Origin of the sequence: Proteiniclasticum sp., assembly GCF_032054185.1 — a bacterium.
In the GTDB taxonomy this organism is placed as follows: domain Bacteria; phylum Bacillota; class Clostridia; order Clostridiales; family Clostridiaceae; genus Proteiniclasticum.
In genome coordinates this window covers 1-20,141 of record NZ_DAMBTF010000003.1, presented here as the reverse complement: position 1 = coordinate 20,141, position 20,141 = coordinate 1, and the positions used below count along the sequence as shown (strand labels likewise).

Genomic DNA, 20,141 nt, shown 5'->3' with positions numbered 1-20,141 from the left:
ATATTTTGTCATGCTAAGAATTATTTTGATAGCTGTTATGTCATTTTCAGGATTTCATGAAGATCCTCTGGACTAGACTAAAAACCTTTCCTGCTGTCCAGAAGAATGGTCACGGGTCCATCATTTTCAATGAGGACTTTCATTTCGGCACCGAAAATTCCCGTTTCAACTTTAAATCCGCTGCTGCGCAGATTATTCACCATGGTATCATACATACTTTTCGCAGTATCACCCTTGGCAGCCTGTATGAAACTGGGTCTTCTTCCCTTTCTCGCATCTCCATAAAGTGTAAATTGAGAAATGAGGAGAATCTCCCCAGACACTTCATTCAGAGAAAGATTCATCTTCCCCTCACTGTCCTCAAATACACGAAGTCCCTTAATCTTTTCTTCGATATAATTCATGTCCTCCCGGGTATCATCATCTTTGATTCCCAGAAGGACATTGAAACCTTTTCCGATCCTGCCCACAGCATCACCACTTACGATGACCTCTGAAGACAGTACTCTCTGTACTACAGCGCGCATAATTCACCTACCCATTTCCGATTCTGAACGCATCCGAAACATTGGAGAGTTTTCTCAGCCTCTTCAGACTCTCTTCGAGAAGATTGATGTCCTTTATGAGAAGCGAGAGATGGAGCGTAACAGTGCCGTCTTTCTTTGTTTCCACATTCATGGCATTAAGTGGTATCTTCAGATCGTTGATCAGAGATATGATGTCCGAAACAAGATTCGGCCGGTCAAATGCATTGATCTGAACCCTGGCGCTGTATAGTTCCTGACTTTCTTTTTCCCACTGAACATCCACGATGCGATGAGTTTTGTCATTTCTGATTTCTTCGATATTGGTACAGTCTGTCCTATGGATGCTGATTCCTCTGAAATTGGTGATGAATCCGATGATTTCATCTCCAGGAACAGGGTTACAGCATTTGGCGAATCTGACCTGGACATTGTTCATACCCGATACGATGACACCGAAATAGGACTTCTTCTTGGCTTTTTCCTTCTTTCTTTGAGCCTCGATCATCTTTTCCGCCTCAAGCAGTGAAGCTTTGTTGTCCTCATTGATTTTTGCTTTCTTTTCTTCTTCAATGAAATCCTTCAATGCTGTGACGATGGTCGACGGCAGTACCTGACTGGCACCTACCACTACATAAAGATCTTCGATGTTGTTTCCGTGATACCTTCGTATCAGACGGTCAAGCATCTCTCCCTTGGCGATATCCGCAAAATTACGGTCCTGCTTCTTAGCTTCTTTTTCAAGAAGCTCCTTGCCTCTCTGTATATTTTCTTCTCGTTTTTCTTTCTTGAACCAGGCTTTGATTTTGGTCTTTGCCTGATTGGATGTTGCAATATTCAGCCAGTCGATATTGGGCCCCTTCGGTTTGGACGAGGTGATGATTTCAACGATTTCCCCTGTTGCCAGCTTATAGTCGAGGGTAACCATGTTCCCGTTCACTTTCGCACCTATGGTCCTGTTTCCGATATCCGTGTGGATGCGATAGGCGAAATCGATAGGTGTCGCTTTCTGGGGAAGATTGATGACTTCACCTTTTGGCGTAAACACGAATATCTCATCCCCAAAGAGATCAATCTTGAATGCTTCCATAAACTCTTCGGCATCGGAGGTCTCCTTCTGCCATTCAAGCATATCTCTAAGCCACACAAGCTTCTGATCCATGGTGTCTTTTGGCGCTTCCTTCGATGAACCCGTTTCCTTGTACTTCCAGTGTGCAGCAATACCATACTCCGCCACTTTATGCATCTCGTAGGTTCTGATCTGTATTTCGAAGGGCTTACCCTGAGGTCCGATAACTGTGGTATGAAGACTCTGATACATATTGGGCTTCGGCATGGCGATATAGTCCTTGAATCTGCCAGGAATCGGCTTATAGATCGTATGCACGATACCCAGTGCCGCATAACAGTCCTTTATGGAATCCACAAGAACTCTTATTGCAGTAAGATCGAATATCTGATCGATGTTCTTGTTCTGCGCCATCATCTTCTTGTATATCGAATAGAAATGTTTAGGCCTACCATCAATATCACACTCGATGCTTGCTGTTTTCAGCTTATCGACAATATCATCCATGACCATGGCGATATAGGCTTCTCTCTCCTTACGTTTCTCGGCGATCTGGTTGACGAGATCATAATACTCCGTCGGATACATATATCTGAAAGCAAGATCTTCCAGTTCCCATTTGATTCTGAACATTCCCAGCCTGTGAGCAAGCGGTGCATAGATATCAAAGGTCTCTTTGGATTTTTCCTTCTGCTTATCCGGCTGCATGTATCTCAGGGTTCGCATATTGTGGAGTCTGTCCGCAAGTTTGATGAGAATGACGCGGATGTCTTTTGCCATGGCAAGAAGCATTTTCCTTACATTGTCAGCCTGCTCTTCCTCTTTTGACTTATACTTGATTTTACCGAGTTTTGTCACGCCATCCACAAGCTCTGCGATTTCTTCATTAAAAATTTCAGCAATCTCTTCATAGGTATACTTGGTGTCTTCAATGACGTCATGAAGGATTCCGGCTACTACTGTGTTGGTGTCCATACCCATGTCAACCAGTATTGAGGCGACCTCAACAGGGTGAGTCACATAGAGCTCACCAGATATTCTTCTCTGTTCACCATGGGCTTCGGCAGCAAGATTATAGGCCTTGATGACAAGTTCCTTATTGATGTTGCCTGCTTTATCAATTTTTTTCATCAGATCGTAGAGCATAAGAATTCCTCATTTCCATCAAAATAACATTTACCAGTAAATAACGCATAGGCTGGCATTACACCAGCCTTCATATCTTCCTATGGCAAGTTGAATCAGAGGTCGTACTGCACCATGGATTCAACATGATATCCTTCAAGTTTATCTCTTCCATGAAGCTCTGTCAGTTCGATCATGAAATCGATGGATACCACTTCCCCACCAGCCTGTTCGATGAGTTTCGCACATGCAGAAATTGTTCCTCCAGTTGCCAGAAGATCGTCCACAAGAGCTACTCTATCACCTTTTTTGAATGCATTCTTATGTATTTCAAGTGTATCCTGACCATATTCCAGGTCATAGCTGATTGATACTGTCTCTTGAGGCAGCTTTCCAGGTTTTCTTATCGGAATGAACCCGATTTCCATGGCATAGGCCAGAGGCACACCGAAAATGAAGCCTCTAGCTTCAGGTCCGGCAATGTAATCCACATCAAGCTTTCTCAGCTTCTCAGCCATGGTATCGATCAGAAGTTTGAAAGATGGTCCATCTCCGATTAAAGGAGTAATATCTTTAAAGCTGATTCCCTTCTTGGGAAAATCTTCTATTATCGCTATCTTTTCTTTAAAATCCATAATAACCTCCAAAGTTATATACTATTGACTATTTAAGAGATACTTTGCAATCTGCTCTGCACGGTTCTTATCTTCCGTTGTGAGTAGTTCAATGATGATCCTTGCATTATCCACCATTGACCAGGGATTGTCTTTTGGCGTAAGAACTTCTCTGAGTTCCATTTCGTTACATGGATTCAGTTTCTTCAAAGAACGGATTCCATAATTTGTGGATATTTTCAGCCGATTCAGTCCCATACTGAGGATTTCATCATCATCTGTGCTTTGTTCATCCGAACCCAGATAAACCAGATCGATATATCTGAAAATATTCCGCGTATCGTAATTTATGGACAGATCTTTGGCAAACACAAAAACATTCTTGAGAAGTGTTTCATCACTGGAGTGAAAACCGTATTTCACGTAATCACTTCCATGACCGATGGCGATGAGATCCGTCTCATTTTCGTTCAGCGTATCATACACACTTTCAGTGAAAGTTTCATCCAGCGAAAGCATCAGGCCTGGATTGAAAAAACTCAGATGAGTTCTGACATCAGCAATAAGACTCTCTCTATTTCCTCCCTTTGGGAGCAGAAAATAGTCGAAGTCTGCATTGAAATACCGAAGTACAAGAATCAGTGTGGCGATACTGCATATCCCCTCACGATCACCCCTACCATATATGATAATTTTTTCGCGATTATTTACAGCTTCCATGATTCTGGAAATTGTTATGTGGGTATATTTCGGGGTGTTAATCGATTCTGTCCCTTTAAATATTGCCCTGATATATGCACTCACCATATCCATCCCTCACCTATTTGAAACAACTCTTATTATAATACAAAACAGTGCTCATCACAATGAATGTGAGCATCCGCTTTTTTTCTGAGGGACGTAAAGGCCGCTTAAAAGCGGCCTTATTTGATCCCATTTAAATCGGTTTACTTTCTGTTTTTTTGTGCTCTGTCTTCCAGGAAAATCCATGATGGACCTGCGATGAAGAAGGTCGATAACCCACCCACCATGACTCCGATTGAAATCGGAAGCGCAAAATCTCTGATCTGTGGTACGAAAATCGCAACAGACAGAATAGTGAACAATGTTGTAAGGAGTGTACCCACAGATCTTGAGAACGAGTCGTTCATCGACATGTTTACAAGAACCTTTGAACTCAGTCCAGGATGGAGTTTCTTGTTTTCTCTCAGTCTGTCAAATACGACGATGGTATCGTTGATGGAGTAACCAAGAATCGTCAGGATTGCTGCGATAAATGGTGTGTTGATCGAGATACCCAGTATTGAATATACTGCTATAAGGAACGCGATATCATGGATCAGTGCGATGACCGCCGCAAATCCGTAGTTCTTTTTGAAGCGCAGTGTAATGTAGATCAGCATAAAGATTGTTGCCAGAATCACTGCCTTGATTCCACTCTGTGTCAGTTCTTTACCTACAGAAGCACCAATTTCATCAAGAGTGATGATACTGTCATCTTTCAGTGTATACTTCTCCTGAATGTCATCGACAAGATCATCGATGGTTTCTGTGGAAAGCGCCTGACTTCTCACTTCAATCTGTGTTCCGTCTATTTTCTGTGTGACGGCATTGGCATCATATGTTTTTACGATTTCATCTATTTCGGCTTTATCGAAATCTTTTCCGACTTCCATCACGAGCCTTGTACCACCTGCAAAGTCAAGTCCGAGATTCATTCCCCTGGTTGCGATGAAGAACAGCCCTAAAGCTAGTACTGCTGCAGAGATGATTCTCCAGAATTTCGCCCCTGAAATGAAGTCAATATGCTTCTTCACTGGAGGAGTCTCAGATACACCGAAATGGCTAAGCTTACTCAGGAATCCCATTCGCACACCCAGCCACAGAAGATGCTTTGTGATGAATAGTGCGGAGAACATGGATATCACAATACCGATCATAAGGGTAAGCGCAAATCCTTTTACAGAACCTGATCCTACAAAATAAAGTACGAGACCGGCAATGATTGTTGTAATATTAGAATCGATGATGGAACTCATGGCATTGCCAAATCCAGCTTCGATGGCTTTATGTATATTGCTTGTTGTTCGAAGTTCTTCCCTGATTCTTTCAAAAATAAGAACATTCGCATCAACGGCCATACCTATGGTCAGAAGGAAACCTGCAATACCCGCAAGGGATAAAGTGGCATCTATTCCGTAGAAGACAAACAGCAGGAGCCAGACATAGAAGCCCAGTGCTACCGATGCCAGGAAACCTGGTCTTCTGTATTTGATGATCATGTAAAGAACGATCAGTGCCACACCGATAATTGATGCGGTCAGGACATCGCTCATGACGCCTGCACCAAGGCTTGGTCCGACAGTCTGAACCTGAACAGCCTTAACAGGGTAAGGAAGGGCTCCGGAATTGATGATTCCTGCAAGGTTCTGGGCTTCTTCAACAGAACCCATACCCGTGATCATCGCTTCACCACCTGTGATGACATCATTTACCATTGGGGAGGACAGCACTTCATCATCCATGTTTATGGAAATCTGCTTACCTCTGAAGTCTGTAGTCGCCTTCTCGAATTTTTCTGCACCTACTTCATTCAGTACAAGAGACACAATCGGCTTGTTTGTTGAATCCAGCATAGCAGTTGCTGATGTTACATCGCTGCCTGACAGAATCACATTCCCATCCGGATCTTCAAAAGTCAGTTCACCGGTCGTCTGAAGACTTGTAACGATATCACTTGAGTTATAAACACCTGGAATATCGATTCTGACTCTCTTTTCCCCTTCGGTTGTAGAGACAGTTTCACTAACTCCGATCTTGTTAACTCTAAGATCTAGAAGTGTTTTAATGGAATCCAGCTCATTCGCTTCCAGTTGTTCAGCCTGAACTTCCATAACAACCGAAACGCCGCCCTGCAGATCAAGTCCTCTGTTGATGACTTCTCCGAATGACTTGAATCGGTATCCACCGAGTGTCAGTCCGTTTACTGCAGTAACTGCAAGAAAGGACAAAACAAATAATATAATGACGAAAATGGTAGTATTTCCTCTTCTCTTCATTTCTGAAATAACCTCCGATTTTGATTTGTTATCAGTTTCAAGAAACTGAAATGGCTCTGCTTATGCAGACAGAAATCATTTTTTCATAAATCAGAGGGCAGAGCGTTTTGCGCTGCCCTCTGATTCCTACACATAATAATCGGCGTATAATATTATTCTGTAACGCCTGTTCTCACTGTAGCAATCGCACTCTTAGCGAACTTTATCTTAACTCTATCTGATCCGGTTTCCAGTGTAATGGTCTCTTCATCCATCTTAACAATTTTACCTATGATCCCGCCTCTTGTTGTGACTTCATCGTTGACCTTGAGTTCACTGATCATTTTAGAAAATGCACTTTTTCTCTTCTTTTCCGGAAGAAACAGCATGAAGTACATGAGTGCGAGCATTAGGATGATTGGCAGTGTCTGTCTAATGATTTGTTCCATTATTTGTGCCTCCAATGTTTAATACTACTATTATAGTGAATTTTATATGAATAAGGAAGATTTATTTATCAACTTCTCTCCTGAAGGTGCTAAACAGATTTCTAGACCTCCTCTATAGCAGGTTCCTGACCCCTTGACCAGTCTGCCAGCTTCTGTGCCTTGAACTCATGGAATCTGTCTTCATCGATTGCAGTCCGGATATCTTCCATCAGCTTGTTGTAGAAATAAAGATTATGCAATACACAAAGTCTAAGTGCAAGCATCTCCTTCGCTTTGAACAGATGCCTGATATAACTTCTTGTGTAGCTTCTGCAGGCAGGGCATTCACAGCCTTCGTCAATAGGCATCGGATCCATCTCAAACCGCTTGTTGTTCAGATTGATCTTACCTCTTGATGTGAATACATGTCCATGCCTTCCGTTTCTTGCAGGAAGCACACAGTCAAAGAAGTCTACTCCTCTTTCGACCGATTCAAGAATGTTTTCCGGTGTACCTACACCCATAAGATAGATAGGCTTATCCTCTGGAAGGTGAGGTACGACAACATCGAGAACTCTGTACATCTCTTCATGGGATTCTCCTACTGCTAGACCCCCGATAGCATAACCGTCGAGATCCATTTTTGATATCTCTTCAGCATGTCTGATACGGATATCCTCATAGGTTCCACCCTGGTTGATCCCGAAAAGCATCTGTTTCTTGTTTATGGTCGTTTCATCCTGGTTAAGACGGTCCAGCTCGTTTTTGCATCGAACAAGCCATCTGGTCGTACGGTCTACCGAACGTTCGACATATTCTCTTTCCGCTGGGAGTTCGATACATTCGTCAAAAGCCATGGCGATGGTAGAAGCAAGATGAGACTGGATACGCATGGATTCTTCTGGTCCCATGAATATCTTGCTACCATCGATATGAGAGCTGAAATATACGCCCTCTTCCTTGATTTTCCTGATCTTAGCCAGGGAGAACACCTGAAAACCTCCTGAGTCCGTGAGGATCGGTCTATCCCAGTTCATGAACTTATGGATTCCCCCCATTTTACGGACCAGCTTATCGCCAGGTCTCAGATGAAGGTGATAGGTATTGCTGAGCTCCACCTGGCATCCGATCTCCTTGAGATCCATAGAGGAGACTGCTCCCTTTATGACTGCAAGCGTACCCACATTCATAAAAACCGGAGTCTCTATGGTACCATGAGGTGTTTCAAATCGTCCTCTTCTTGCTTTTTTTTCTTTCTTCAATAATGTATACATAATCTATTCCTTTATAAACATGGAATCGCCGAAACTGAAGAAGCGATACTTCTCTTTTACTGCAGTTTCATAGGCATTCATGATATTGTCCTTTCCTGCCAGCGCTGAGACCAGCATGATTAATGTTGATTCTGGAAGATGGAAGTTTGTGATGAGACAGTCGATACACTTAAAGTGATATCCGGGATAGATAAAAATCTTAGTATACCCGGAATCCTCTTTAACCATTCCTTTATCGTCTGCAATGGTTTCAAGGGTTCTTGTGGATGTAGTCCCAACTGAGATGATTCTTCTGCCTTCTGTTTTAGCCCGGTTGATGATTTCTGCATTTTTCTCATCGAGGCTGTAGAACTCTGAGTGCATATCATGACTTTCCACAGATTCCACCTTTACCGGTCTGAAAGTGCCAAGACCCACATGAAGTGTAAGAAATGCGATTTCAACACCCATATCTGTAATCTTCTTCAACAGACTTTCGGTAAAATGTAATCCCGCAGTCGGCGCTGCAGCTGAGCCTTCCTCCCTCGAATATACGGTCTGATAACGCTCCTTATCTTCCAGCTTCTCCTTGATATAAGGCGGAAGAGGCATTTCTCCCAGTCTGTCGAGAATATCTTCAAAGACACCTTCATGGAAGAACTGAACAATTCTGTTGCCGTTATCCAGCACTTCAATGACTTCAGCCTTCAGAAGTCCTCCCCCGAACGTGAATCTTGCGCCCACTTTAGCTCTTTTACCCGGCTTAGCAAGGCATTCATAGGTATCCAGCTTTTTTCTGTTCAGCAGAAGAAACTCGATCTTTCCGTCAGTATCCTCTTTCATGCCAAGAAGCCTTGCAGGAATGACCCTTGTGTCATTTAATACCAGGACATCACCTTTTTTCAGGTAATCGACAATATCGTGAAAATGTTTATGCTTTAGCTCCCCGGTATTTTTATCTACGACCAGAAGCCTCGACTGATCTCTTTCCTCCAGAGGGTGCTGCGCTATCAGCTCCTCCGGTAAATCAAATTTAAAATCTTCTACTTTCAAAATCATAACCTCTTTTACTAGAATATGGTCTGCTGAGTGTCCGTTTTTCTTTGAACACCCAGATGTTCATAGGTTCTGTCTGTAGCAACCCTTCCTCTTGGGGTTCTTATGATGAATCCCTTCTGAAGAAGATAAGGCTCATAGACATCCACGATGGTATCAAGCTCTTCACCGATGAAAAACGAAAGTGTTTCCGCACCTACAGGCCCACCGTTGAAATTGATCACGATGGCTTCAAGGATCTTTCTATCGATTCTGTCGAATCCTTCATCGTCCACATCAAGCAGTTTCAGTGCGCTGAGCGCTGTAGTCTCGTCAATGACCGATTCGCCTTTAACCTGAGAAAAGTCTCTTACCCTTTTCAGCAGGCGGTTGGCGATTCTCGGTGTTCCTCTGCTTCTTCGAGCAATACATAGTGCACCTTCATCACTGATTTCAAAATCAAGGATGCTGGCACTTCTTATAATGATTTCTTTCAGTTCCTCATGTGTATAGTACTCCATGGAAAGCTGAACACCAAAACGGTCTCTCAATGGAGACGTCAGAAGTCCGATTCTTGTCGTCGCACCGATAAGTGTGAAATGGCTAAGATCAAGTCTGATGGATTTTGCCTGAGCACCCTTTCCTATGACGATATCCAGTGAATAGTCTTCCATTGCGGGATAAAGGATTTCCTCCACTGTTCTTGATAGACGGTGGATTTCGTCGATGAAGAGCACGTCATTGTCATTCATGGTCGTCAGTATCGAAGCCAGATCTCCGGCACGTTCAATAGCTGGTCCGGAGGTAATTTTAAGTGTTCCGCCCATTTCCCTTGCAATGATGTTGGCAAGGGTTGTCTTTCCAAGTCCCGGAGGACCATGAAGAATGACGTGATCCAGCGCTTCATTTCGGATCTGAGCCGCTTTTATGAATACCTTGAGATTGTCCTTCACCTTGTCCTGTCCGATATACTCATTCAGTTTCAGGGGTCTCAGCGAGTATTCGCTTTGTATATCTTCCTCCATGAAATCGGAGGTAATAATTCTCTCGTCCATAGTTAATCTCCTAATTCATCAGATACTTCAGGGAATCTTTGATGATGCCTTCGATACTCTGATTGTCATCAACGTGTTTCAGTGCGTTGCTTGCTTCTTTTTCTGTATATCCCAAGGTAATCAGCGCAGCAAGTGCCTCATTTGAAATATTTTCTGACAATGCCTTCTTCCTGCTGATTTCATCCATACCGGAGAAATCTTCTATTCTCAGTTTTCCCTTCAGTTCAAGAATAAGTCTCTGTGCAATCTTTTTCCCTACCCCAGGGGCTTTCATGAGCAGAGTTTCATTCTCATTTACTATCGCGAATTTCAGATTGACAGGAGTACTTGCGGATAATAAGGATAATGCGGCTTTTGCGCCAACCCCATTAATGGTGATGAGGATTGAAAACAGTTCTAGCTCCTCTCTGGTTGTGAATCCATAAAGCCCGATAAAATCTTCTCTTACAATCTGCATCAGATAAAGAGTAGTCTCTTCATCCATTCCAGGCATCATGGCCATGGAATTTCCGGACGTGAAGACTTTATATCCGATTCCTCCATTTTCGATGGATACATAATCCTTGAAAATGCCTTTAAATCTTCCTTTGATATAATCGTACATCAGAGACCTCCTATAATTATTCCTTTACTATCTTATCATGTTTCCACTTAATTTAGAAACATGACTTATTCAAAAAAAAGACTGGAGAAAATCTCCAGCCCTTTATTTCTTGATCTTATCATCTACTTATCTTCATCGTCATAATCAACATCCACAACTTTATGATCCTGTCTGAAAAAAGTGTCATCGTGTACACTCTTCACCTGATTCACTACGGGTGCTTCTTCTTTGTCAACATCAGTCGCATAGTAGTTCTTTTCCTTATACGCCTGCTGGTTTGTCTGACCAAAAAGCGGTCTGATCAGCTTTCTATAGAAATACCATACTACAATCCCTAAAAGAATATAAGGCAGTAATGTTATGGCAAAACTAATGACAAGAAAGATAATGATCATTGTAATTATTCCGCCTATGAAATTCTGTCCGCCCATTAATTCATCTTCTCCAATCAACTCTATCATTATTTATGATTTATGAACCTATCTTACTTGAAGAAGATTAAACAAGGATTAAATTAATCTTGCAGTTCCATGAATTCCACAGCAACCTTAGCTGCAAGTCTTGCATTATTGTATACCAGCTGGATATTCGACTCGAGTGAGTCTCCACCGGTGATTTCCTTGATTTTTGCAAGAAGGAACGGTGTGGTGTCTTTTCCCTTTATTCCATTGGCATTCGCTTCTTTTACTGCCTCTTCAATAACGTTTCTGATGAGATTTTCATCCATTGAATACTCTTCAGGAATCGGATTCACGATAAGCGCTCCGCCTTTAAGTCCCAGATCCCACTTGGCTTTCAGAACACCTGCCATTTCCTTGGGGGTATCGATTCTGTAGTCCACCTTGAACTCGCTCTTTCTTGTATAGAAAGCAGGAAGCTCATCGGTTTCGTATCCATAAACTGGAACACCCTTTGTCTCAAGATATTCAAGGGTAAGTCCAAGATCAAGGATTGATTTTGCACCGGCACATACCACGGCGACATTCGTCTGTGCAAGCTCTTCAAGATCTGCAGAAATATCCATAGTCGTTTCTGCGCCTCTATGCACTCCACCGATACCGCCTGTTGCAAATATACTGATTCCCGCCATTTCAGCGATGATCATTGTAGATGCTACAGTTGTTGCGCCATCAAGCTTACCAGCAACGATATATGGAATGTCTCTTCTTGAAACTTTTGCAACACCCGGTGTTTTACCCATGTAGTCTATTTCATCTTCTGTAAGGCCAGCCTTCATCACTCCGCCGATGATTGCGATAGTTGCAGGTACAGCACCGTTCTCTCTGATGATTTCTTCAACTTTAAGTGCAGTTTCCACATTTCTTGGATAGGGCATACCATGAGAAATGATTGTGGATTCAAGCGCCACCACCGGTTTTCCTGATGCAAGAGCATCCTTTACTTCCTGACTAGTTACAACATACTGATTCATATTATTTTTCCTCCATATCATTTATTGTTTTCAAAATATTGTTTACAGACATCTCCGGATTGATTGTCGAGTATGAACTCATGGCCAGTATAGAAGCAGCCATGGCAAATTTCACTTTATCTCTTATTTCCATCTGATGAAGCTGTGCATGTACAAGACCTGCCTGGAAGGCATCTCCTGCTCCGGTGGCATTCTTAGGGATGATCCTTCTTGCCTTCATGATCCCCTTCTCCTTACCGTCACTGTAGTAGACACCCTTTTCTCCCAGTGTGATGAACACGTTCCTGACACCTTCACCATGAAAATACGCAGCAGCCCGGTCCATGTCTTCACGGTTTTCAATTTCTATGCCTGATAACGCTTCAGCTTCAAGCTTATTGGGTTTGATGGTATGAAACAGCCCTATTACCCCCTTAGCCCTTAAGGCTTTGGTATGAGATACGGTATCGAGGAACAGGATATTATCCTTGAAAAGATCTACACTGTATTGAAAGACATCTTCTTCAAGATTTGTGTCGAATACGATGATCTGACTCTTGGAAATAATCTGTCTGTTCTTATCGATATATTTTCTGTCCAGTTTCCTGAAGATATCCATTGCGGCAATTGCCACGTCCATATCATTATTTTCATTGAGTATGGCAAGATAAGTTCCGGTACCGTATTCTGCGACCTTACGCACATGGCTCATATCCATCCCCGCAGATTCTGATTCGGCGATGATCTTATCCCCATGTATATCCTCTCCAACAACAGTAAACATCTTTGTATGATTCCCAAGCCTTGCAAGATTTTCTGCAATATTTCTCCCTACCCCTCCAACCGACAGGTTTACTTCTCCTGGATTGGAGTCTGATTTTCTCAGAGCCGTGAAGGGATATCCGACAATGTCCATGTTTGCCCCACCGATTACAGACACATGATCTCTCTCATCGATAACGTAGCCTCTACCTCTTATGATTCCCTTTTTTATGAGGTTTGTAATATGTACTGCAACTGATGAACGAGTGATACTGAGAAGATCGGCGATTTCCTGTTGTGATACAAAGGGATCGTTTTTAATGATTTCGATAATTTCCAGTTCTCTCTGTGTTATGACACTCACCACCTTATAAGCAAAAGCTCATTTATTAAACTTATGCTTATATTATACTCAGTATTTTTATTCTTTTCAACCCTAAATCTATTTTTTTAATCATTTATTTCTATCTGCAGATTATCGGACAATAATCGGAAATTCCCTGAACACATCATTTTTCTCCAAAATAAAAAACCATGACCTTTAGTCATGGTAATTATCTTCTGATGTCTGTCAGCAGGTTCTGATATTCTTCACTGAGCTTTTCCAGTTCATTCTTGGTTTCCGATGTCAACGTTCCAGAAATCGTCTCCATGATTCTGTTCTCCACATTTTTCAGCAGACCTAAAGTCTCGTACTTCGCAAGATAGGTTTCCGGTGGGTTGATCAGTTCTCCCACAAGAATATCCAGAGTCTGACTGTTCTCTTTGAGCTCATTGACTTTCGACACATCAAGAACAGTATTGACCAGTTTATTGAATACATCTCCAAGCCCCAGACCTTTAGCGAATCTGTTGATTCTCAGTGTTGTTAGACTTTTGATGTTATTATCGATGAGAATACCCTGCTCTTCATAATTCACGATGACGGAGTTGAATCTGTCCCTATAGTTTTCGAGATGCTTCAATTCTTCTGCCTGAGCCTGCTGTTCCTTCTTCAGCTCAGCTTGAGTGATTCTGTCCTGTTGAGTATTAACAGCAAACTTGATTCCATTGTAGGCAACAAAAACAAAAAGTGCGAGCATGATGACCAGAGTCATCCTCATGACAATCGACTTTTTGGGTTTTTGAGAAACGATGTCCCGATCATAGATACCCTCATCATCATAAGGTGCGACACCCGATGAGGAATTGAAAGGTAGACTCTGATCCTCGATATATTCACGCCCATGGGCATATTTCTTTTCGTATGACACACCCTGGTCCATGTCTTCATAGCGACCAAGGCTGATTTTGCCGGTATTTAAAGGAAATGCACACTGATTGCAGTACTTGCTTCCATCTATATTCATTTGCCCACAATTTGAACATTTCACCATTTATCACCTACCTCGTGAACTCAGTATAATCGATTCACTTTATATCATTCTTTTCAAAGGATTAATTATTGCTTAAATTTGTCCTCACACTCCTAAAATGAAAACCGGCAGTCTGAAGAAACATTTCTCCACACTGCCGGTTTTTATTTAGCCCAGTGCAACATCGAGCACCATCATGATGGTGAAACCGATCATGACGCCCCAGGTTGCATAGTCAGAATTATTATTGGACTGAGCTTCAGGGATAAGTTCTTCCGCTACCACATAGATCATCGCACCTGCTGCAAAGCACAGTGCAAAAGGAAGAAGACTTCTGATGCTCAGAACAAGCAGTGCGCCTAAAACGCCCGCGATAGGTTCAACAATGCCTGATGCCTGTCCGTAGAGAAATGCTTTGCTTCTGCTCATCCCTTCTCTTCTTAACGGAATGGATACCGCAGCACCCTCTGGAAAATTCTGAAGACCGATACCGATAGCCAGGGCAATTGCACCGGCCATGGATGAGGATTCGATTCCAGCGGCTACAGCTCCGAATGCGACGCCTACAGCAAGTCCTTCAGGAATGTTATGCAGCGTAATGGCAAGAACGAGAAGGATACTTCTCTGTAGAGAAGTCTTCGGGCCTTCCTTCTCTTTGGGAGTCAGGCCAAGATGCATATGAGGCAGGGATTTATCCACGATAAAGAGGAACAGTCCACCGCCCATAAATCCCGCAGCAGCAATCATCCAGGGGTTGAAACCCATTTCCTCTGCAAGATCCAGTCCCGGACTGATCAGTGACCAGAAACTGGCTGCAATCATTACGCCTGCTGCGAACCCAAGCATCGTATCGAAAACTTTTTTATTGATGGTTTTGAAGAAAAAAACAAGTGACGAACCTAATGCTGTTACACCCCATGTAAACAGGGTGGCAAGCAATGCTTGTGTTGTTGGCTGAAATCGTTCAAAAAACTCGATCATTTCTTCACCTACTATTAAATATAATTAATCAGTTCTCTTCGAAGTTTTCATCAAACTCCGCATTATGATAGACGTTATCGACATCATCGTCGTCCAGAAGTTTGTCGATTAGTTTCTGGAACTGTTCGGAAGTTTCAAGATCAAGACTTGTAGTGACATTAGGAATCATGGTGATTTCACTTTCAAGCATTTCAATCTTCGCACCCATAATCGCTTCTTTGACTCCGTCAAACGCTTCCGGTTCTGTGATGATCTCATATACATTTTCTTCAGCAATAAAATCTTCCGCTCCGCTGTCCAGCGCCAGCATCATCAGCTCTTCCTCATCGATTTCATCGGTCTTTTCGATGATGATCTGCCCTTTCTTGTTGAACATGAATGTGACGGATCCGGTTGTACCGAGATTTCCGCCGAACTTGTCGAAGCTGTGTCTTACGTTACCTGCAGTTCTGTTCTTGTTGTCGGTATAGGCTTCCACAATAACCGCTACACCGTTTGGTCCGTAACCTTCATACACAATTTCTTCAAAGTCAGCGCTGTTGTTTTCACCTGCAGCCTTCTTGATGACTCTCGTGATATTGTCATTCGGCATGTTTGCAGCCTTTGCTTTGGCGATGACGTCTCTGAGTTTTGCATTGGTGTCCGGATTTGCTCCGTCCTTTGCAGCCATCATCAGTTCCTTGCCGATTTTTGTGAATACCTTACCTCTTTTGGCATCCATCTTACCCTTTTTCGCTTGAATGTTGTGCCATTTTGAATGTCCTGACATGCTTTATCCCTCCAATTTCTTTACAAGAAACAATTATATCACTTCGAAATCTCTTCTTCAAATCACTTTTAGAAGCCGGTTGCCATCCTTATAGAACAGCTCCTCCTGACCCTTGCTGATTGTGACATCTCCTGATGTCAGGTTCTTGATTTCACTTGAAATCTTTTCAGTAAGATCAGATTCCAGATATATTGTCACTTTCACCTTGTCTGTGTACTCCACAGTTATGATTTCGATATTCTTTTCTTTAAAATGATGCTGAATTTTACCCAGCTGATCGTATTCTATGATCAGGTCCAGCTGCCAGCCTGAAACCCTCTCGACGATACCGGCACCGGAAATTGCTTCCGAGGCGCCTTTTACATATGCACGAGTAAGTCCTCCTGCACCAAGCAATATACCGCCGAAATACCGGATCACTACGACGCAGACATTTCTCAGCTCGTTCTTCTTGATGACCTCAAGAATCGGAATCCCCCCAGTGCCCTGAGGTTCACCGTCATCACTGTAGCGCTGAATGTTCATTTCTTCTCCTAAGGTATACGCATACACATGATGCCTGGCATCCTTGTACTTTATTTTCACTGACGCGATGAATTCCTTTGCTTCCTCTTCACTGAATACCCGGCTTGCCAGACCGATAAACACAGACTTTTTTTCAATAAATTCGGTTTCCACTGTTTTGCCTACTGTTTTATAACTCATTACAGACTATACACGTTCTCTTTGATGAGTTCTTTTCCAGTTGGGGTTTTAACTGCCCTGTAGGATCTTTTCAGCAGATTTTTTTTATGCAGAAGGCTTAAAATGCCTTCCATCTGGATCTCGAAGTTATTGAAAAAGTCATCCTCTATAATTTCTCTGGCACTCATGGGACTGGATTTTTCCCTGAAATAAGTCAGTATGATTTCGGAAGCTTCAGTGATTTCCTTATCAATGGTTTTTTTGAGATACTTATTTACACTCTTGATCTTCTCTTCCAGCTCTCCACCTGATACCAGATATAGATATCTTTCGGAGAATTCCTTGTCAAGCCCGGCTACGATACTGATCGTATCTTTTGAAATCAGGTACCCCCTGGAATTGACATAAACCGAAGCATAGAGTTCCATGGATTCCAGCAAAGTGTTGAATGCACCGTACAGGTTTCTGTTGTGCAGAAACTTGTCGGTGGAATCGATGCTCTTGATCAGACGACCCAAATAGGACAGGGTCCATTTTCTCCTGTCCATATCAGGGTAGAATCTTGCATTATTATATCTTGTTGTGATTTCCGGATCCTTGGAAAATACCATTTTTGATGACAGGAAGATGCGATGCAGAAAACTGCCTTTGACTTCCAGCCCTCTAAGTGTCATAAATTCACCTTTGCTCATGATTTTGAAATGAACAGGAACGCCATCCTCACTGGAATAGACATTTCTGATTCCTTTCTCTTCACCGCTGTAGATGACAAAAAAATCGATATCCGAGTTTTCCCACAAATCACCAGTCACCATGCTGCCAAAGACAAACGAAGCCAGGATATCCTTAGTCTCGCTCATCGTCTGGGTCACCTGCTGGTATACTTTCTGATATTCAATGATTAGATTCCTCATCTTCTCCTCCTATAATGTAATCATCGTACTGGTGAAGCTCTCTTTGTGGGACCTTCGCTGTAATTTTCGTACCTGCTTCCTCATACTCTTCACTCATTATTGTTCCTTTTTCATGAATCAGTGAAATGAGTTTCTGCATATCATAGGGTATGAGTGCGTGTATTGTGACCATATTATCGGGAAGTGACAAAGACATGGCTTCCATAAGTCTGTTGAGATTCGTTCCATTCTTCGCGGAAATCTCTACAATAGGATACTTGTCCTTATAAAGCTTCTCCACATCTTCCGTTCTGTAGCTCTTGCCCTTATCCATTTTGTTGAGCGCGATGATCCTAGGAATATCTCCTGCACCGATTTCAGCGAGCACCTCATCAACTGCTATCGCCTGAGCATAACAGTCATCCACAGAAGCATCAATCACATGCACAAGAAGATTCGAATAGATGACTTCTTCTAGTGTGGACTTGAACGCTTCAATGAGATCATGGGGAAGCTTTCGGACAAACCCTACAGTATCTGTAAGTGTAACAATACGCTTATCGTCAAAGGTGATTGCTCTTGTGGTCGTATCCAGTGTCGCAAAAAGCATGTCTTTCTCGAAGACTTTTTCCTTGACCAGTGAATCTTTGGATGCGATTTCCGCAACAGCATTTCTAAGTGTGGATTTTCCGGAGTTTGTATAACCTACAAGTGAAATTCTCGGAATTTCATTCTGATCACGGTTTTCTCTCTGAACCTGTCTGACCGCTACAACTTTCTTCAGTTCGTTTCTCAGATCATTCACTCGGTCTCGGATCTTTCTTCTGTCAATTTCAAGCTGCTGCTCACCAGGTCCCCTGGTGCCTATTCCGCCTCCTGTCCTTGACATGACCGTACCAAGCCCGATCAGTCTTGACATTCTGTATTTCAGCTGAGCAAGCTCCACCTGAAGCTTCGCTTCTCTGCTCTTTGCTCTACGCGCAAAAATTTCCAGAATGAGTGTGGTCCGGTCAATGACCTTCACGCCGATTTCATCTTCAAGATTTCGGATCTGCGAACCGCTCAGTTCGTCATCAGCGATGACGAGATTGCTTCTTGACAGCTGAAGAACATTTTTAATTTCACTGACCTTACCTTTACCGACATAAAAAGCATTATCCTGAGTTGCACGGTTCTGGAAGAGGATATCTCCAACAGAGACATCAGCCGCTTTGGCGAGCTCTCTAAGCTCCACAAGGCTTTCTTCATTATCCAGCCCGATGAGGACAGCACGTTCGTCTTCCTCCTCGAGATCTTCTGCTTCGAGAAGCAGCCCTTCATTATATGTTATGCGATCTATGACGTTAAATCTCTGTGCATCCTCTAAAGACATGGGTTTTGTCGCTTCTACATGGACTTTCTGGTTCTCTACAGTCAGGAAGCCCATGACTACCTGAGGCTCATCTGATACGCCGATTGCTACAATCGCATCCAGCTTCATTTTGACCAGTGCCGAGACATCCAGAGCAGACAGATTGGGATTGCCGTTGGGATGGGTATGAACCACTCTGACTCTTGAAAGCTTGTTGTCTCTCATATCCACAAGAGGCATGGAAACTGTGCTGCTGTCTCCAATAGACACTTCAATGACTTTACCTTTACGATCTATAATGACACTGATTTCTCTATTCGTTTCTCTGGTTGCCTTAAGCATGATTTCGATGATCGCCATATCCAGAAATGAGTATTTGGCAGTCCTTAGTTCAAAAATCTGATCCAGTTCATCCAGTATTCTTTTTCTTACGCCGTCTATATTACCTGTAATCACAAGATTTCCTCCTTTTTTTCAAGGTTCTTGACATATTCACATCAATTATATATTATTTACTTTAATATGTATACTTTGAAAGGAAACGGTGATTTGATCCATGGAAGATAAAGAAAGAAATATTTTGATAACTGAGGAGGAGATTCGTCAGAAGGTCAAGGAGACTGGGGCGCAGATAACTGAAGATTATCGTGGTAAAAAACTCTACGTGTTATCACTTCTAAGAGGAAGTTTTATATTCACCGCCGATCTGGTCAGAGCCATCGATCTTGATACAACTATCGGCTTCATGACCACATCCTCATACGGGCACAGCGAAACTTCACAGGGTGTCTGTCAAGTGGTCTATGATGTTCCTGACAACATCGAAGGATATGATGTCCTGATCGTTGATGATATTATAGATACAGGGATCACCATGGAATTTGTGATCAATTATGTCAAGGAAAAAGGTGCAGCCAGCGTTAAGGTATGTACTCTGCTGGATAAACCTTCAAGAAGAAAAGTGCAGGTTGAAGCTGATTACTGCTGCTTTGAAATCGAAGATGTATTTGTAGTGGGCTATGGTCTCAATTATGGTGACCATTACAGGAATGTACCCTATGTTTTCAACTGGAAATAAGATCTGATGTCCTTATTGCGGATATCACGAAATATCATTGAATCTTAAGAGTTTAATAAAGGGGCTGTTGCAAAATAGCCCCTTTGTCATGCAGATAGTTACCTTGCGGTTT

General features: G+C 42.6%; 20 protein-coding genes. 1 reads left to right on the top strand and 19 read right to left on the bottom strand.

Translation table 11 applies throughout. The annotated features are described in order from the left end of the window. Window positions 1-77 precede the first annotated feature (77 nt). From dtd to hflX, 19 genes are all read right to left on the bottom strand, one after another. The gene (gene dtd / locus RTX25_RS02065; protein WP_312649865.1) at window positions 78-527 is read right to left on the bottom strand and encodes a D-aminoacyl-tRNA deacylase; all 450 of its coding nucleotides are present in this window, start codon (window positions 525-527) and stop codon (window positions 78-80) included. A gap of 7 nt (window positions 528-534) precedes the next feature. Beyond that, window positions 535-2,739: a bifunctional (p)ppGpp synthetase/guanosine-3',5'-bis(diphosphate) 3'-pyrophosphohydrolase gene (locus RTX25_RS02060; protein ID WP_312649862.1), complete on the bottom strand. Its 2,205-nt coding sequence runs from the start codon at window positions 2,737-2,739 to the stop codon at window positions 535-537. A gap of 95 nt (window positions 2,740-2,834) precedes the next feature. Next, window positions 2,835-3,353: an adenine phosphoribosyltransferase gene (locus tag RTX25_RS02055; protein WP_312649860.1), complete on the bottom strand. Its 519-nt coding sequence runs from the start codon at window positions 3,351-3,353 to the stop codon at window positions 2,835-2,837. A 21-nt stretch (window positions 3,354-3,374) separates the two neighbouring features. Further along, on the bottom strand, window positions 3,375-4,139 hold the full coding sequence (locus RTX25_RS02050) for a hypothetical protein (protein ID WP_312649857.1): 765 nt from the start codon (window positions 4,137-4,139) through the stop codon (window positions 3,375-3,377). A gap of 140 nt (window positions 4,140-4,279) precedes the next feature. Then, a complete protein-coding gene (gene secD, locus RTX25_RS02045) occupies window positions 4,280-6,391 on the bottom strand; it encodes a protein translocase subunit SecD (protein ID WP_312649855.1) in 2,112 nt (703 codons plus the stop codon). Window positions 6,392-6,543: 152 nt separating this feature from the next. Further along, window positions 6,544-6,819 (bottom strand): preprotein translocase subunit YajC, encoded by a 276-nt coding sequence (yajC, locus tag RTX25_RS02040; protein ID WP_312649852.1) that lies wholly within the window; start codon window positions 6,817-6,819, stop codon window positions 6,544-6,546. 101 nt (window positions 6,820-6,920) lie between these two features. Beyond that, on the bottom strand, window positions 6,921-8,072 hold the full coding sequence (gene tgt, locus RTX25_RS02035) for a tRNA guanosine(34) transglycosylase Tgt (RefSeq protein ID WP_312649849.1): 1,152 nt from the start codon (window positions 8,070-8,072) through the stop codon (window positions 6,921-6,923). Between the two features lie 3 nt (window positions 8,073-8,075). Then, complete coding sequence (gene queA / locus RTX25_RS02030; protein WP_312649848.1) at window positions 8,076-9,104, bottom strand: tRNA preQ1(34) S-adenosylmethionine ribosyltransferase-isomerase QueA; 1,029 nt, start codon at window positions 9,102-9,104, stop codon at window positions 8,076-8,078. A 17-nt stretch (window positions 9,105-9,121) separates the two neighbouring features. Beyond that, on the bottom strand, window positions 9,122-10,141 hold the full coding sequence (gene ruvB / locus RTX25_RS02025) for a Holliday junction branch migration DNA helicase RuvB (RefSeq protein WP_312649846.1): 1,020 nt from the start codon (window positions 10,139-10,141) through the stop codon (window positions 9,122-9,124). 10 nt (window positions 10,142-10,151) lie between these two features. Further along, window positions 10,152-10,745, bottom strand: coding sequence for a Holliday junction branch migration protein RuvA (gene ruvA, locus RTX25_RS02020; protein WP_312649844.1), 594 nt, complete (start codon window positions 10,743-10,745; stop codon window positions 10,152-10,154). 122 nt (window positions 10,746-10,867) lie between these two features. After that, a complete protein-coding gene (locus RTX25_RS02015; RefSeq protein WP_312649841.1) occupies window positions 10,868-11,176 on the bottom strand; it encodes a hypothetical protein in 309 nt (102 codons plus the stop codon). Between the two features lie 83 nt (window positions 11,177-11,259). Next, the gene (locus RTX25_RS02010) at window positions 11,260-12,177 is read right to left on the bottom strand and encodes a pseudouridine-5'-phosphate glycosidase (protein WP_312649839.1); all 918 of its coding nucleotides are present in this window, start codon (window positions 12,175-12,177) and stop codon (window positions 11,260-11,262) included. 1 nt (window position 12,178) lies between these two features. After that, window positions 12,179-13,285 carry a PfkB family carbohydrate kinase gene (locus RTX25_RS02005; protein ID WP_312649837.1) on the bottom strand — a complete coding sequence of 369 codons (1,107 nt, stop codon included), beginning with the start codon at window positions 13,283-13,285 and terminating at the stop codon, window positions 12,179-12,181. 187 nt (window positions 13,286-13,472) lie between these two features. Next, window positions 13,473-14,267 (bottom strand): hypothetical protein, encoded by a 795-nt coding sequence (locus RTX25_RS02000; protein WP_312649836.1) that lies wholly within the window; start codon window positions 14,265-14,267, stop codon window positions 13,473-13,475. Between the two features lie 174 nt (window positions 14,268-14,441). After that, complete coding sequence (locus RTX25_RS01995) at window positions 14,442-15,254, bottom strand: ZIP family metal transporter (RefSeq protein WP_312649834.1); 813 nt, start codon at window positions 15,252-15,254, stop codon at window positions 14,442-14,444. A gap of 28 nt (window positions 15,255-15,282) precedes the next feature. Next, window positions 15,283-16,023, bottom strand: a complete 741-nt coding sequence (locus tag RTX25_RS01990; protein WP_312649831.1) for a YebC/PmpR family DNA-binding transcriptional regulator — start codon at window positions 16,021-16,023, stop codon at window positions 15,283-15,285. 57 nt (window positions 16,024-16,080) lie between these two features. Beyond that, complete coding sequence (locus RTX25_RS01985) at window positions 16,081-16,728, bottom strand: YigZ family protein (RefSeq protein ID WP_312649829.1); 648 nt, start codon at window positions 16,726-16,728, stop codon at window positions 16,081-16,083. Further along, window positions 16,728-17,621, bottom strand: a complete 894-nt coding sequence (locus RTX25_RS01980; protein WP_312649826.1) for a nucleotidyltransferase domain-containing protein — start codon at window positions 17,619-17,621, stop codon at window positions 16,728-16,730. Before RTX25_RS01980 ends, RTX25_RS01985 begins: the two co-directional genes overlap by 1 nt. Beyond that, a complete protein-coding gene (gene hflX, locus RTX25_RS01975; protein ID WP_312649823.1) occupies window positions 17,602-19,407 on the bottom strand; it encodes a GTPase HflX in 1,806 nt (601 codons plus the stop codon). The genes RTX25_RS01980 and hflX overlap by 20 nt, the downstream gene beginning before the upstream one ends. Before the next feature lie 100 nt (window positions 19,408-19,507). On the opposite strand from hflX, the gene hpt reads away from it, so the two are divergent. After that, the gene (gene hpt, locus RTX25_RS01970) at window positions 19,508-20,029 is read left to right on the top strand and encodes a hypoxanthine phosphoribosyltransferase (protein ID WP_312649820.1); all 522 of its coding nucleotides are present in this window, start codon (window positions 19,508-19,510) and stop codon (window positions 20,027-20,029) included. The last annotated feature ends 112 nt before the right edge of the window (window positions 20,030-20,141 follow it).

Bases quoted from the DNA above. Each gene is read 5' to 3' on its own strand.
- yajC (WP_312649852.1), bottom strand. From the start codon at position 6,819: ATGGAACAAATCATTAGACAGACACTGCCAATCATCCTAATGCTCGCA.
- hpt (WP_312649820.1), top strand. From the start codon at position 19,508: ATGGAAGATAAAGAAAGAAATATTTTGATAACTGAGGAGGAGATTCGT.
- RTX25_RS01985 (WP_312649829.1), bottom strand. From the start codon at position 16,728: ATGAGTTATAAAACAGTAGGCAAAACAGTGGAAACCGAATTTATTGAA.
- ruvA (WP_312649844.1), bottom strand. From the start codon at position 10,745: ATGTACGATTATATCAAAGGAAGATTTAAAGGCATTTTCAAGGATTAT.
- tgt (WP_312649849.1), bottom strand. From the start codon at position 8,072: ATGTATACATTATTGAAGAAAGAAAAAAAAGCAAGAAGAGGACGATTT.
- RTX25_RS02050 (WP_312649857.1), bottom strand. From the start codon at position 4,139: ATGGTGAGTGCATATATCAGGGCAATATTTAAAGGGACAGAATCGATT.
- RTX25_RS01995 (WP_312649834.1), bottom strand. From the start codon at position 15,254: ATGATCGAGTTTTTTGAACGATTTCAGCCAACAACACAAGCATTGCTT.
- secD (WP_312649855.1), bottom strand. From the start codon at position 6,391: ATGAAGAGAAGAGGAAATACTACCATTTTCGTCATTATATTATTTGTT.
- RTX25_RS02060 (WP_312649862.1), bottom strand. From the start codon at position 2,739: ATGCTCTACGATCTGATGAAAAAAATTGATAAAGCAGGCAACATCAAT.
- RTX25_RS01980 (WP_312649826.1), bottom strand. From the start codon at position 17,621: ATGAGGAATCTAATCATTGAATATCAGAAAGTATACCAGCAGGTGACC.
- RTX25_RS02055 (WP_312649860.1), bottom strand. From the start codon at position 3,353: ATGGATTTTAAAGAAAAGATAGCGATAATAGAAGATTTTCCCAAGAAG.
- dtd (WP_312649865.1), bottom strand. From the start codon at position 527: ATGCGCGCTGTAGTACAGAGAGTACTGTCTTCAGAGGTCATCGTAAGT.
- RTX25_RS02000 (WP_312649836.1), bottom strand. From the start codon at position 14,267: ATGAATATAGATGGAAGCAAGTACTGCAATCAGTGTGCATTTCCTTTA.
- ruvB (WP_312649846.1), bottom strand. From the start codon at position 10,141: ATGGACGAGAGAATTATTACCTCCGATTTCATGGAGGAAGATATACAA.
- RTX25_RS02010 (WP_312649839.1), bottom strand. From the start codon at position 12,177: ATGAATCAGTATGTTGTAACTAGTCAGGAAGTAAAGGATGCTCTTGCA.
- RTX25_RS02015 (WP_312649841.1), bottom strand. From the start codon at position 11,176: ATGGGCGGACAGAATTTCATAGGCGGAATAATTACAATGATCATTATC.
- RTX25_RS01990 (WP_312649831.1), bottom strand. From the start codon at position 16,023: ATGTCAGGACATTCAAAATGGCACAACATTCAAGCGAAAAAGGGTAAG.